The sequence below is a fragment of the Streptomyces sp. DSM 40750 genome, from assembly GCF_024612035.1.
In the GTDB taxonomy this organism is placed as follows: domain Bacteria; phylum Actinomycetota; class Actinomycetes; order Streptomycetales; family Streptomycetaceae; genus Streptomyces.
In genome coordinates, this window is the sequence record NZ_CP102513.1 from 9,263,218 (window position 1) to 9,277,150 (window position 13,933).

The 13,933-nt window shown below is 69.3% G+C and carries 12 protein-coding genes; 2 read left to right on the forward strand and 10 right to left on the reverse strand.

Annotated elements, in window-relative coordinates; translation table 11 throughout:
• Positions 1 to 24 precede the first annotated feature (24 nt).
• Positions 25 to 1,143: a glycerate kinase gene (locus JIX55_RS40585; protein WP_306820135.1), complete on the forward strand. Its 1,119-nt coding sequence runs from the start codon at positions 25 to 27 to the stop codon at positions 1,141 to 1,143.
• A gap of 115 nt (positions 1,144 to 1,258) precedes the next feature.
• Here the strand turns inward: JIX55_RS40585 and pssA are convergent, their stop codons facing one another.
• From pssA to JIX55_RS40630, 9 genes are all read right to left on the reverse strand, one after another.
• Positions 1,259 to 2,080, reverse strand: coding sequence for a CDP-diacylglycerol--serine O-phosphatidyltransferase (pssA, locus tag JIX55_RS40590; RefSeq protein ID WP_257569646.1), 822 nt, complete (start codon positions 2,078 to 2,080; stop codon positions 1,259 to 1,261).
• A 37-nt stretch (positions 2,081 to 2,117) separates the two neighbouring features.
• On the reverse strand, positions 2,118 to 2,774 hold the full coding sequence (locus JIX55_RS40595) for a phosphatidylserine decarboxylase (protein ID WP_257568198.1): 657 nt from the start codon (positions 2,772 to 2,774) through the stop codon (positions 2,118 to 2,120).
• 181 nt (positions 2,775 to 2,955) lie between these two features.
• Entirely contained in the window at positions 2,956 to 4,161 is a 1,206-nt protein-coding gene (locus JIX55_RS40600) for an acyl-CoA dehydrogenase family protein (protein ID WP_257568199.1), read from the reverse strand.
• Positions 4,162 to 4,163: 2 nt separating this feature from the next.
• On the reverse strand, positions 4,164 to 4,688 hold the full coding sequence (locus JIX55_RS40605; RefSeq protein ID WP_257569647.1) for a MaoC family dehydratase: 525 nt from the start codon (positions 4,686 to 4,688) through the stop codon (positions 4,164 to 4,166).
• A gap of 14 nt (positions 4,689 to 4,702) precedes the next feature.
• The gene (locus JIX55_RS40610) at positions 4,703 to 5,677 is read right to left on the reverse strand and encodes an HpcH/HpaI aldolase/citrate lyase family protein (protein WP_257568200.1); all 975 of its coding nucleotides are present in this window, start codon (positions 5,675 to 5,677) and stop codon (positions 4,703 to 4,705) included.
• Positions 5,674 to 7,740 (reverse strand): protein meaA, encoded by a 2,067-nt coding sequence (locus tag JIX55_RS40615; protein ID WP_257568201.1) that lies wholly within the window; start codon positions 7,738 to 7,740, stop codon positions 5,674 to 5,676. Before JIX55_RS40615 ends, JIX55_RS40610 begins: the two co-directional genes overlap by 4 nt.
• A 9-nt stretch (positions 7,741 to 7,749) precedes the next feature.
• The gene (ccrA, locus tag JIX55_RS40620) at positions 7,750 to 9,111 is read right to left on the reverse strand and encodes a crotonyl-CoA carboxylase/reductase (protein ID WP_443046646.1); all 1,362 of its coding nucleotides are present in this window, start codon (positions 9,109 to 9,111) and stop codon (positions 7,750 to 7,752) included.
• A gap of 426 nt (positions 9,112 to 9,537) precedes the next feature.
• Positions 9,538 to 10,347 carry a TetR family transcriptional regulator gene (locus JIX55_RS40625; RefSeq protein ID WP_257568202.1) on the reverse strand — a complete coding sequence of 270 codons (810 nt, stop codon included), beginning with the start codon at positions 10,345 to 10,347 and terminating at the stop codon, positions 9,538 to 9,540.
• Positions 10,348 to 10,531: 184 nt separating this feature from the next.
• Positions 10,532 to 12,346, reverse strand: coding sequence for a 3-hydroxyacyl-CoA dehydrogenase family protein (locus tag JIX55_RS40630; protein ID WP_257568203.1), 1,815 nt, complete (start codon positions 12,344 to 12,346; stop codon positions 10,532 to 10,534).
• Positions 12,347 to 12,718: 372 nt separating this feature from the next.
• Between JIX55_RS40630 and JIX55_RS40635 the strand changes: the two genes are divergently transcribed.
• On the forward strand, positions 12,719 to 13,294 hold the full coding sequence (locus JIX55_RS40635; RefSeq protein ID WP_257568204.1) for an adenylosuccinate lyase: 576 nt from the start codon (positions 12,719 to 12,721) through the stop codon (positions 13,292 to 13,294).
• Between the two features lie 72 nt (positions 13,295 to 13,366).
• Here the strand turns inward: JIX55_RS40635 and JIX55_RS40640 are convergent, their stop codons facing one another.
• Positions 13,367 to 13,897, reverse strand: a complete 531-nt coding sequence (locus JIX55_RS40640) for a GNAT family N-acetyltransferase (RefSeq protein ID WP_257568205.1) — start codon at positions 13,895 to 13,897, stop codon at positions 13,367 to 13,369.
• Between the last annotated feature and the right edge of the window lie 36 nt (positions 13,898 to 13,933).

A 13,933-nucleotide genomic window follows, 5' to 3' on the forward strand; every position in this document is an offset into this window, starting at 1 on the left:
GGCACGGGCAGGGCAACCCCGCGGGTGCTGATCGCCGCGGACAAGTTCAAGGGCACGCTGACGGCCGTCCAGGTCGCCGAGCGGATCACGGCGGGCCTGCGCCGCGTCCTGCCCGACCTGGAGGTCGAGGCGCTGCCGGTGGCCGACGGCGGCGACGGCACGGTGGCCGCGGCGGTCGCGGCCGGGTTCGAACGACGCGAGGTACGGGTCACCGGGCCGCTCGGCGAGCCCGTCACCGCCGCCTACGCGCTGCGCGGCGACACGGCGGTCGTCGAGATGGCCGAGGCCAGCGGGCTGCAACGGCTCCCCGCCGGGATCTTCGCGCCGCTGACGGCCACCACGTACGGCTCCGGAGAGCTGCTGCGCGCCGCGCTCGACGCCGGTGCCCGCACGGTCGTGTTCGGCGTCGGCGGCAGCGCCACGACGGACGGCGGCGCGGGCATGCTCGCCGCGCTGGGCGCACGCTTCCTGAACGCCGCCGGTGAACCGGTCGGCCCCGGCGGCGGGGGCCTGCGCGACCTGGTGACGGCGGACCTGTCGGGCCTCGACGAAAGGTTCGCGTCGATCGACTTCGTTCTGGCGAGCGACGTCGACAACCCGCTGACGGGCCCCAAGGGCGCCCCCGCCGTGTACGGGCCGCAGAAGGGCGCGAGCCCCGAGGACGTGGCGACGCTGGACGCGGCCCTGGCGCACTTCGCGGCCGTCCTGGAGAAGACGGTCGGGGAGCGCGGCGCCGAGCACGCTCTCGCGCCCGGTGCGGGTGCCGCCGGCGGCATCGGCTACGGCGCCCTCATCCTCGGTGCCCGCTTCCGTCCCGGCATCGAGGTCATGCTCGACGTCCTGGGCTTCGCGGCGGCGCTGGAGAAGGCCACGCTGGTGATCACCGGAGAGGGCTCGCTCGACGAGCAGACCCTCCACGGCAAGGCCCCCGCCGGTGTCGCCGCGGCCGCCCGTGCCGCCGACAAGGAGGTCGTCGCGGTGTGCGGTCGGCTCGCGCTGCCGCCGGAGGCGTTGGGGCGGGCGGGTATCCGTCGCGCGTATCCGCTGACCGATGTCGAGCCCGACATCGAGCGGTGCATCGCCGAGCCGGGTCCGATTCTGGAGGCCGTGGCGGAACGGATCGGCCGGGACTTCCTGACCTGACGAGTCTTCTTCGCCCCCGCCGCCCCTACCTTGCTCGCGCAGGTCCCCGACGCGGGCCCACGAACGTCGAAGGGCCCCGAACCCAACCAGGTTCGGGGCCCTTCGACGGAGTGCGTTACGGAAGCTGCGCGGCTCGCGCCTCGCGCCGGTTGCCGCGGAAGTTGTTCACCCGCCGCGCCGTGGCGAAGAGGGGGATCACCGCGCCCATGACGAGCTGCAGGGCGCAGCCGGTCTGGAGGAGGAGCTGGCCGCCGGGGGCGTCGAAGGCCCAGGCCGCCAGCAGGCCCATCGACAGGACGATCCAGGAGAGCATCGCCACCGCGAGGGGTCCCCGCGGCTTCGGGTACTCGACCCGGCTCACCATCAGCCACGCCGTGCCGAGGATCGCCAGGAGGGTCGCCACGAAGGGCAGCTCCAGGAGCACGATCGACACGACGGTCAGCGCGCCGAACGGCGACGGCATGCCCTGGAAGGTGCCGTCCTTGACCGTCACACAGGAGAATCTCGCGAGTCTCAGCACCACGGCGAGCAGCACGACGATCGCGCCCACCGTGGCCACGCGCTGGTGCGCGTCGTCCGCGACCATGCCGTAGACGAGGACGAAGTACGCCGGTGCCAGGCCGAAGCTGATCAGGTCGGAGAGGTTGTCCAGCTCCGCGCCCATCGGCGAGGAGCGGAGCTTGCGCGCCACCAGCCCGTCGAACAGGTCGAAGATCGCCGCGCACAGCATCAGGATCACGGCGGTGGCCGCGCTGTGCCGGGCCATGCCCGACTCCTGGCTGCCGGTGAGGTGCGGGATCAGGATGCCGGTGGTCGTGAAGTACACCGCCATGAAGCCGCACGTGGCGTTGCCCAGGGTGAGCGTGTCCGCTATCGACAGTCGGAGGGACAGCGGCATTTCCTCCGCGTCGTCCTCCACCGCGTCGGCCTCGGGCACCCAGCCGGTTCCGCTCTGGCCGGTGTGGGTCTCCGGATCAATCACGGTCAATGCGAGTCACCCCAGCCACGGTCTTCTGACCCACCTCGACGTCGATCTCCACACCCTCGGGCAGGTAGATGTCGACACGGGAGCCGAAGCGGATCAGCCCGATCCGGTCACCCTGCTCGACCTTGGTGCCCTCGGGAAGGTACGGGACGATGCGGCGAGCCACGGCACCGGCGATCTGGATCATCTCGATGTCACCGAGTTCGGTGTCGAAGTGCCAGACGACGCGCTCGTTGTTCTCGCTCTCCTTGTTGAACGCCGGAACGAACCCACCCGGGATGTGCTCGACCGACGTCACCGTGCCGGCGAGCGGCGCGCGGTTGACGTGGACGTTGAGCGGGCTCATGAAGATCGCGACGCGGGTGCGGCCGTCCTTCCACGGCATGATGCTCTGCACCACTCCGTCGGCGGGCGAGATGACCCGGCCCTGGGCGATCTCACGCTCGGGGTCGCGGAAGAACCACAGCATGCCCGCCGCCAGCGCGGTGGCGGGTACGGCCACGGCCCGGGCGGCGCCGGAGCGACGCGAGCGGGCGAGGCTGAGTGCTGCGGTGGCGACGGTCGGGAGAAGCCACGGCGATGCTCCGCGCGCGAGCCGTACGCCGACGAGGCTGTCGCGTGGTGCAGAGGTTTGGCTGTGGGGCATGGATGACCTTCGTAGCGGATGATGCCGCGCGGTGACTGGGGACGGCGGCTTTCCCAGGGATCGTACCGGTCGTCGACCGTAACTGGGCAAGCCAGGAAGCCGAGTCGACGGCCGAAGAGTGCCGACGGGGTGTGATCTTCTTCTCGAAGAAAACACCCCTAATCAGGCATCCGGCCCTCGACTAGCCCTGGAACCGATACTCTTCGAGCAGCCGACGACCGATGATCATTTTCTGGATTTCGGCGGTACCTTCACCGATCAGCAGCATCGGCGCCTCACGGTAGAGACGCTCGATCTCGTACTCCTTGGAGAAGCCGTAACCGCCGTGGATCCGGAAAGCGTCCTCGACGACTTCTTTGCAGTATTCGGAGGCGAGGTACTTCGCCATCCCTGCTTCGAGGTCGTTTCGTTCGCCCGAGTCCTTTTTGCGTGCCGCGTTCACCATCATCGCATGGGCGGCCTCGACCTTGGTAGCCATCTCGGCCAGCTTGAACTGGATCGCCTGGTGCTGGGCGATCTGCTTGCCGAAAGTGTGGCGCTGCTGGGCGTACTGAACACCCAGTTCGAATGCACGCTGAGCGACACCGCAGCCACGTGCGGCCACATTCACCCGGCCGACCTCGACGCCGTCCATCATTTGGTAAAACCCTCGGCCGGTGGCGCCGCCGAGTACGCGATTGGCCGGAATGCGCAGTCCGTCCATGATGAGCTCGGTCGTGTCGACGCCCTTGTAGCCCATCTTGTCGATCTTCCCGGGAATGGTGAGGCCGGGGCGGACCTCTCCGAACCCGGGCTCCTTCTCGATCAAGAAGGTCGTCATCGACTTGTGAGGGGGTGTCCCCTCGGGGTGTCCTTCGTCACTTCGGACGAGTACGGCGACCAGGGTTGACGTCCCGCCGTTCGTCAGCCACATCTTCTGACCGTTCAGGACGTAGTCGTCGCCGTCCTTGACCGCTTTCGATGTGATCGCCGACACATCGGAACCGAGCGCCGGCTCCGACATCGAGAAGGCGCCCCGGATCTCACCGAGCGCCATCTTCGGCAGGAAGTGGTCCTTCTGCTCCTGCGTGCCGTGCTGCTTCAGCATGTACGCCACGATGAAGTGCGTGTTGATGATCCCGGACACGGACATCCAGCCCCGGGCGATCTCCTCCACGCACAGCGCGTAGGTGAGGAGGGACTCGCCCAGACCGCCGTACTCCTCGGGGATCATCAGGCCGAAGAGGCCCAGCTCCTTGAGCCCGTCGACGATCGCTTGCGGGTACTCGTCGCGGTGCTCCAGCTCGGTCGCGACCGGGATGATCTCCTTGTCCACGAAGTCGCGGACGGTGGACAGGATCTCCTGCTGGACGTCCGTGAGCCCGTGGGTCTGGGCGAGTCGTGCCATCGCTACTTCTCCGTCTTTTCCGAAGGGGCGTTCAGCTCCGGGCGGCCGGGCTGCTCGCCGCCGCGCTCCTTGATGTAGGTCTCGGTGGGCACCATGACCTTGCGGCGGAACACGCACACCAGCGTGCCGTCCTGCTTGTAGCCCTTGGTCTCGACGTGGACGATGCCGCGGTCGTTCTTCGACTTCGACGGCCACTTGTCGAGCACGGTCGTCTCGCCGTAGATCGTGTCGCCGTGGAAGGTCGGCGCCACGTGCTTCAGCGACTCGATCTCCAGGTTGGCGATCGCCTTGCCGGAGACGTCCGGGACGGACATGCCGAGCAGCAGCGAGTAGATGTAGTTCCCCACGACGACGTTCTTGCCGAAGTCGGTCGTCCGCTCCGCGTAGTTGGCGTCCATGTGGAGCGGATGGTGGTTCATCGTGAGGAGACAGAAGAGGTGGTCGTCGTACTCCGTGACCGTCTTCCCGGGCCAGTGCTTGTACACCGCCCCGATCTCGAACTCCTCGTAGGTGCGCCCGAACTGCATGCTCACGGCTCTTTCTAGTCGGTGGGGATCTCGAACTTGCTGGTGCGCCGCATGCCGGCCGCGCGCCCCTTGCCGGAGATGACCAGGGCCATCTTGCGGCTGGCCTCGTCGATCATCTCGTCGCCGAGCATCGCCGAGCCCTTCTTGCCGCCCGCCTCGGACGTGTAGTAGTCGTACGCGTCCAGGATCAGCTCGGCGTGGTCGTAGTCCTCCTGCGAGGGCGAGAAGATCTCGTTGGACGCCTCGACCTGGCCCGGGTGCAGCACCCACTTGCCGTCGAAGCCGAGCGCGGCGGCGCGCTGGGCGACCTCGCGGTAGCCGTCGATGTTGCGGATCTGGAGGTAGGGGCCGTCGATCGCCTGGAGGTTGTTGGCGCGGGCGGCCATCAGGATCTTCATCAGGATGTAGTGGTAGGCGTCCGCCGGGTAGCCGGGCGGCTGCTCGCCCACGACCAGCGACTTCATGTTGATCGACGCCATGAAGTCGGCCGGGCCGAAGATGATCGTCTCGACACGCTGGGACGCCGTCGCGATCTCGTTGACGTTGTTCAGGCCCTGGGCGTTCTCGATCTGCGCCTCGATGCCGATCTTGCCGACCTCGAAGCCCATCGTCTTCTCGATCTGCGTCAGCAGGAGGTCGAGGGCGACGACCTGCTGGGCGGTCTGCACCTTCGGCAGCATGATGCAGTCGAGGTTCTGGCCCGCGCCCTCGACGACGGTCACGACGTCGCGGTACGTCCACTCCGTCGTCCAGTCGTTGACGCGCACGACCCGCGTCTTCCCGGTCCAGTCGCCCTCGTTGAGGAACTTGACGATGGTGTGCCGCGCCTCGGGCTTGGCGAGCGGGGCGCAGGCGTCCTCCAGGTCGAGGAAGACCTGGTCCGCCGGGAGGCCCTGGGCCTTCTCCAGGAAGCGGGGATTGCTTCCCGGCACCGCCAGGCAGGAGCGCCGCGGACGAAGGCGGTTCACCTGAGGAACAGGGCTGGTCATGCGGGGACCTCCGTGCTGATGAGGGGGTTGAGCTTGTTGGCCTTGCGGATCTCGTCGACGATACGGCCGATGATCCCGGTGATGTCGAAGTCCTTCGGGGTGAAGACGGCGGCCACTCCGGCGGCCCTGAGCTGCGCGGCGTCCGCGTTCGGGATGATCCCGCCGGCGATCACCGGGATGTCGCCGGCCCCGGCCTCGCGCAGCCGCTCCAGCACGTCCGGGACCAGCTGGGCGTGCGAGCCGGAGAGGATGGAAAGGCCGACCGCGTGCACGTCCTCGGCGAGGGCCGCGTCCACGATCTGCTCCGGGGTGAGCCTGATGCCCTGGTAGACCACCTCGAACCCGGCGTCACGGGCCCGCACGGCGATCTGCTCGGCCCCGTTGGAGTGCCCGTCCAGACCCGGCTTGCCGACCAGGAAGCGGAGCTTGCCGACGTTCAGGTCCTTCGCCGTGAGGTCCACCTTGCGGCGGACCTCCGCCATGGCCGAGCCCTCCTCGGCGGAGACGGCCACCGGCGCCGATGACACCCCGGTCGGCGCCCGGAACTCCCCGAACACCTCACGCAGGGCCCCGGCCCACTCGCCGGTCGTGACCCCGGCTCGGGCGCACTCCAGGGTGGCCTCCATGAGGTTGTCGGTGCCCTTCGCGGCCTCCTTCAGCCGCTCCAGCGCCTTGCACGGGCGCGGGTGGTTGAAGGGCGGCTGGTAACGGGTGTCACGCCAGTTCCGCAGCGACGCGATCACCCGCGCCTCGACCGCCGGGTCGACCGTCTGGATCGCCGCGTCCAGGTCGGCGGTCAGCGGGTTCGGCTCCGTCGACTCGAAGATGTTGACGCCGACGATCTTCTCCTGGCCCGACTCGATCCGGGCCCGGCGCTCGGCGTGCGAGGAGACCAGCTGCGACTTGAGGTAGCCGGACTCGACGGCGGCCATCGCGCCGCCCATCTCCTGGATCCGCTCGATCTCGGCGAACGACTCCTCGACCAGCGCGGCCACCTTCGCCTCGATGACGTGCGAGCCCTCGAAGATGTCCTCGTACTCCAGCAGATCGCTCTCGTGCGCCAGCACCTGCTGGATCCGCAGCGACCACTGCTGGTCCCACGGCCGGGGGAGGCCGAGGGCCTCGTTCCAGGCCGGCAGCTGGACCGCCCTGGCCCGCGCGTCCTTGGAGAGCGTCACGGCCAGCATCTCCAGGACGATCCGCTGGACGTTGTTCTCCGGCTGCGCCTCGGTCAGACCGAGGGAGTTGACCTGGACGCCGTACCGGAAACGCCGCTGCTTGGGGTTCTCGATGCCGTACCGCTCGCGGGTGATCCGGTCCCAGATGCGGCCGAACGCCCGCATCTTGCACATCTCCTCGACGAAACGGACGCCCGCGTTCACGAAGAAGGAGATACGGGCGACGACATCGCCCATGCGCTCCTGCGGCACCTGACCGGAGTCCCGCACGGCGTCGAGCACCGCGATCGCCGTGGACATCGCGTACGCGATCTCCTGAACCGGCGTGGCGCCCGCCTCCTGCAGGTGGTAGCTGCAGATGTTGATCGGGTTCCACTTCGGCATGTGGGAGACCGTGTACGCGATCATGTCCGTCGTCAGCCGGAGCGAGGGTCCCGGCGGGAACACATGGGTGCCCCGCGACAGGTACTCCTTGACGATGTCGTTCTGGGTCGTCCCCTGGAGCTGGGAGATGGCCTCCGCGTCGAGACCTTGCTCCTCCGCGACGACCTGGTAGAGCGCCAGCAGCCACATGGCGGTGGCGTTGATGGTCATCGAGGTGTTCATCTGCTCCAGGGGGATGTCCTGGAACAGCCTGCGCATGTCACCGAGATGGGCCACCGGGACCCCGACCCGGCCGACCTCGCCGCGGGCGAGGATGTGGTCGGAGTCGTAGCCGGTCTGGGTCGGCAGGTCGAAAGCGACCGACAGACCCGTCTGCCCCTTGGCGAGGTTGCGCCGGTACAACTCGTTGGACGCCTCGGCCGTGGAGTGACCGGCGTACGTGCGCATGAGCCACGGCCGGTCCTTCGCTTGCCTGCCTTCGGCGTGCTGACGCTCACTCATCTTTGGCCCTCAGATGTTCCGGAAGCGGTTGATGGCGTCGATGTGCTGGGCGCGCTTCTCGTGGTCGCGCACGCCCAGGCCCTCCTCGGGGGCCAGCGCGAGGACGCCGACCTTGCCCTGGTGGAGGTTGCGGTGCACGTCGTACGCGGCCTGCCCGGTCTCCTCCAGAGAGTAGACCTTGGAGAGCGTGGGGTGGATCTTGCCCTTGGCGATGAGGCGGTTGGCCTCCCAGGCCTCGCGGTAGTTCGCGAAGTGCGAGCCGATGATCCGCTTCAGCGACATCCACAGGTAGCGGTTGTCGTACTCGTGGTTGTAGCCCGACGTCGAGGCGCAGGTGACGATCGTGCCGCCCTTGCGGGTGACGTAGACCGAGGCGCCGAAGGTCTCGCGGCCCGGGTGCTCGAAGACGATGTCGACGTCCTCGCCGCCGGTGAGTTCACGGATGCGCTTGCCGAAGCGCTTCCACTCCTTCGGGTCCTGGGTGTGCTCGTCCTTCCAGAACTTGTAGTCCTCGGCGGTGCGGTCGATGATCGCCTCGGCGCCCATGGCCCGGCAGATGCCGGCCTTCTGCTCGCTGGAGACGACACAGATCGGGTTGGCACCGCCGGCGAGGGCGAACTGGGTGGCGTACGAGCCGAGGCCGCCGCTCGCGCCCCAGATCAGCACGTTGTCGCCCTGCTTCATGCCGGCGCCGTTGCGGGAGACCAGCTGCCGGTACGCGGTGGAGTTCACCAGCCCCGGAGCGGCGGCCTCCTCCCAGCTGAGGTGGTCCGGCTTCGGCATCAGCTGGTTGGACTTGACAAGTGCGATCTCCGCCAGGCCGCCGAAGTTGGTCTCGAAGCCCCAGATCCGCTGCTCGGGGTCGAGCATCGTGTCGTTGTGGCCGTCGGACGACTCCAGTTCGACGGAGAGGCAGTGCGCGACGACCTCGTCGCCGGGCCGCCAGGCGTTGACGCCGGGGCCGGTGCGCAGGACGACGCCCGCGAGGTCGGAGCCGATGACGTGGTACGGCAGGTCGTGGCGCTTGGTCAGCTCGGAGAGCTTTCCGTAGCGCTCCAGGAAGCCGAAGGTGGACAGCGGCTCGAAGATCGAGGTCCACACGGAGTTGTAGTTGACCGAGGAGGCCATGACGGCCACCAGGGCCTCGCCCGGGCCGAGCTCCGGCACCGGCACGTCGTCCAGGTGGATCGACTTGCGGGGGTCCTTGTCACGGGTGGTCAGCCCCGCGAACATCTCCGTCTCGTCCTTGTGCACGGTGATCGCGCGGTACGACTCGGGGAGCGGCAGAGCGGCGAAGTCGGCGGACGTTACCGCGGCGGAGCCGCTCGAGGTCACGGTCTGCGACTGGATCGCGTCCAGGATTTCCTTCACGGTGGTGCCTCCGGCGACGAGCGTCCTGAGGGAAGACGCTGCTGAGGGTTACGTCGGGTGCTGCATGAGCTGGGTGCGGTGATGCCGTCGGTTCGGCGGAGGTGGTGCTTCGGCGGCGCTTTGTGGCGCGGAAGGTTGCCTGTGACGCAGGCGTCCGGGCGCGCAGGCACTTGGCTTGCGGGGACAGCCGACGTACGAGAGTTCGCTGCACGCCGGCCGCCCGGACTCCTTCAACGTATGGCACGCCGTGTCACCCCGCAAGGCACCGAGTGCCAGAAAGTTCGCTCAGGTGAAATCTTTACGTAACACATGAGCGATGATCGATCAGAGCGCCATAAAAAAGGTGCATGACATGCCAAAACGGCCACCCGATGGGGTGGCCGTTCTCACAGTTACCGATGAGTAAATCGCGGTTTGGCCAGGGCCTCAGCGATCCCGGAGTGCCTCTTCGATGGTCCGCATGACCTCGTCGAGGGGCGCGTCCGTGCGGGCGACCGTCACCAGGACCTCGCCGTGCGTGGAGGCCGTCGCGGCGACCGGCTCCGGGGCCATGGCGCGGCCCGCGCCGATGCCCGTGCCGAACGTCTTGTGGACGATGGCGAAGGCGTGGTCGAGCTGCGTCTCGACATCGCCCTGGCCGCCGGATCTGAGCCACCGCCGCAGCACGTGGTTGTGCGCGGTGACGACCGCCGACGCGGCCACCTCGGCGAGCAGCGGGTCGTCGTTGCCGTCGTCGTGATGGGCGTGCTCGTCGAAGTGGCCCAGCAGATAGCGGGTGAAGAGGCGCTCGTAGCGGGCCACGGAGGCGATCTCCGCCTCCCGCAGGGTGGGGACCTCACGGGTCAGCTTGTAGCGGGCGACCGAGATCTCCGGCCGGGCCGCGTACATCTTCATGACTTCCTTGATGCCGCGGCACACCGTGTCGAGCGGGTGCTCGTGCTGGGGTGCCGCGTTGAGCACCGCCTCGGCTCGGATCAGGGTGTCGTCGTGGTCCGGGAAGATCGCCTCTTCCTTGGAGCGGAAGTGGCGGAAGAAGGTGCGGCGGGCGACCCCGGCCGCCGCCGCGATCTCGTCGACGGTGGTCGCCTCGTACCCCTTGGTCGAGAACAGCTCCATGGCCGCGGCCGCCAGTTCCCGGCGCATCTTGAGGCGTTGGGCGGCGGCGCGACTGCCCGCGGCACTCTCCGGAGCGTCGGGCGCAGCTGGTGTACGTGAGGACTTGGCGGGCTGGGACATGCCCCGAACGTACTGCATCCGTGCAGGAGAGTGCGCACGTCCGGCCATCCCCCCGCCCCGCTCGGACGGGGGAGTGGCCAGGTGGGCGGGCGGGGGAGCGGCGGAGCGGGCCGGCGGGGGACGGCTGCCCGGACCGAGCAGCCCGCCCCAGTCCTTGCCCGCCGTGAACCGGTCGCCCGGACGCTCAGCGCTTGGCATATTCGCGGAAGCCACGGCCGGTCTTGCGGCCGAGGCAGCCCGCGGCCACCAGGTGCTCCAGTAGCGGCGCCGGGGCCAGCCCCGGGTCGCGGAACTCGCGGTGCAGGACCTTCTCGATGGCCAGCGAGACATCCAGCCCGACCACGTCCAGCAGTTCGAACGGACCCATCGGGTAGCCGCCGCCCAGCTTCATGGCCGCGTCGATGTCGTCCAGCGTCGCGTAGTGCTCCTGGACCATCTTGATCGCGTTGTTCAGGTACGGGAACAGCAGCGCGTTCACGATGAAACCGGCGCGGTCGCCGCAGTCCACGGGGTGCTTGCGGACCTTGGTGCACAGGTCGCGCACGGTCGCGTGCACGTCCTCGGCGGTCAGGACCGTGCGGACCACCTCGACCAGCTTCATCGCCGGTGCCGGGTTGAAGAAGTGCATCCCGATCACGTCCTGCGGGCGCGAGGTGGCGCGGGCGCAGGCCACGACGGGCAGCGACGAGGTGGTGGTGGCGAGGATCGCGCCCGGCTTGCAGACCTTGTCGAAGGTCGCGAACAGCTGCCGCTTGACCTCCAGGTCCTCGGCCACGGCCTCCAGCGCCAGATCGACATCCGCGAACGCGTCGTACGAGCCCGCGGGCGTGATCCGGTCCAGCGTCTCGGCGGCGGCCTCGACCGTCATCCGCCCCTTGTCCGCGGAACGCGCGAGCGACTTGCCGATGCGGGCCTTCGCGGCCTGCGCCTTCTCCTCGCTGCGGGCGGCCAGCACGACCTCGTACCCGGCCTTCGCGAACACCTCGGCGATCCCGGACGCCATGGTCCCGGAGCCCGCGACACCCACCGAGCGGACGGTACGGCCGGGAACCGTGGCGGCCCCCTCCAGCGGCGTCAGCGCGTCCCGCACGACCGTGGCGGAGCCCGGGGCCTCGTAGGAGTAGAAGCCGCGCCCCGACTTGCGGCCGGTCAGGCCCGCCTCGCTGAGCTGCTTGAGGATCGGCGCCGGCGCGTGCAGCCGGTCGTGAGAGGCCGTGTACATGGCCTCCAGGACCGTGCGGGCGGTGTCGACGCCGATCAGGTCCAGCAGCGCCAGCGGGCCCATCGGGAGGCCGCAGCCGAGCCGCATCGCCGCGTCGATGTCCTCGCGGGAGGCGTACTTGGCCTCGTACATCGCGGCGGCCTGGTTGAGGTAGCCGAACAGCAGCCCGTCGGCGACGAAACCGGGCCGGTCGCCGACCGCGACGGGCTCCTTGCCCAGGTCGAGGGCGAGATCCGTGACCGCGGCGACCGCCTGCGGCGCGGTCAGCACCGAGGAGACGACCTCGACCAGCTTCATCGCGGGCGCCGGGTTGAAGAAGTGCAGCCCGAGCACCCGCTCCGGACGCGCCGACTCGGCGGCCAGGCGCGTCACCGACAGGGCGTTGGTGCCGGTGGCGAGGACGGCCTCCGGACGCACGATCGCGTCCAGCTCACGGAAGAGCTGCTGCTTGATCTCGTACGACTCCGGAACGACCTCGATCACCAGGTCGGCGTCGGCCGCGGCCTGCAGATCGGTGAAGGTGCGGAAGCGGGCGAGGACGTCGCCGCGCTCCTGTTCGGTGATCCGGCCCCGCCCCACGGCACGCTCGGTGGCGGCCTCCAGTGCGGCGACGGCGCGGGCGGCGGCCGCCTCGCTGATGTCGATGCCGACGACCTCGCGGCCGGCCCGGGCCAGCACCTCGGCGATACCGGTGCCCATGGTGCCGAGACCGACCACGGCGATCGTCTTGAAGGGGGACTGGGGGGACAGCGACGAGTCGGAAAGGGGAGTGGCCATCGCGGGACTCCAGATGAGGGTGACGACTGAGGGAAGCGCCGCGGTGGCGCGAAGAGCGCGCAACCGGCGCGTGGAGTGCGGGTGTTGGTGGTGCCGGGCTGATGAACGCACACGCCCGGTGCCGTCGCCGCGGGCGTGCACACGCCCAGGGGGAACGGCTGAACCGACCGGCCCTGTCCCGAGGCCGAGCCGTACTGGTACTCCAGGTACCGAACCGACTGTGCTCACAACGGCTGCGTCACCAAACCGTCGCGAGCGAACACGAGTGGGTATCTCGCTCGTCTGAGCTTAACCGGTGGGTAACGAGCGCGCCAGCCCTCGTGTTTGTGATGTACGTCCCCGAAGGGCGTTCGCGCCCGTACGCTCGGTCGTATGGACGTGGAGTTGCGATCACTCACGGAGCGTGTGCGGAGCGAGTCGGGGGGCGCGGCGGGATACGAGCGGCTCATCACGACCGAGTCCACGGACGAGCTGGCCGCCGTGCTGACCGAGCCGGGACAGCCGTTGTGGGCGCGGGAGTTGGCGGCGTTCCGGTTGGGCGTCGCGGGAGACCGGCGGGCGTTCGAGTCACTTGTCCTGTTGCTCAATCATCGGGATCCGCCGCGGTGCGCCTCGGCCGCGTACGCGCTGGCCCGGCTCGGGGACCCGCGCACCGCCCGCGCGGCGGCCGCCCTCGCGACCAACGAACTCCGCGTCGCCTACGCCCTCCACCCCGTACGCCTGCTCGTCGAGCTCCGCGCCCCGGAGTCCGTCCCGGCACTGATCACCACGCTCCAGCGCCGCCTGAGACCGCACGATCCCTACCGTCGGGTGGCGCTCGCGTGCGTGGAGGGACTGGGTGCTCTGGGGGACGCCCGGGCCAGGACCGTACTTGACGAGGCGCTGGCGCATCCGACGCTCGCGGAGGCGGCGGTGCGTGCGCTGGCGCGCATCCCTGAGCAGCGTTGAAATCCGCGGCGCGCTGGGGGGCTGGTCGCGCCCACGCGGCGGAGCCGCATATCGGATGCAGCCCCGCGCCCCTCAGGCGCGTCGTACGTAGCGGACCTCGGGCACCTCGACCCCGTACACATCGAAGGGCTCTTCGGTGCCGTCCGCGGTGAAGCCGTGATGTTCGTAGAAGCGGCGGGCCCGGGTGTTCTCCTTCAGCACCCACAGGAGCACGCGGTCGTGGCCGACGGTCGCGCAGCGCTCGATCGACGTCCGCAGGAGCGCGGTGCCGACTCCCGCCCCGAAGTGGCCCGGTCGTACGTAGAGCGCGTACAACTCGGCGTCCGGGGTGCGCGTTTCACCGTCGCGGTACGGGCCGAACGCCGCCCAGCCGATGACCTGGCCCGCTCGCTCGGCGACCAGACTCACCACGGGGTTGCCGGGCTTCAGAAGCAGCTCGCGCCGTCTCTCGGTGTCCTCCGCCACGTCCATGGCGTCGAGGTACGGCTGCGGGACGAGCCCGGCGTAGGCGGTCTGCCAGCCTCCCACGCGTATTTCCGCCACGGGACGGCAGTCGGACAGGGTCATCTCACGGACGTGGAGGTCGTGGAGGGTGCCGTTCATGGCGGCACCCTAGGTGGGGGTGGCCGTGGGAGTCCC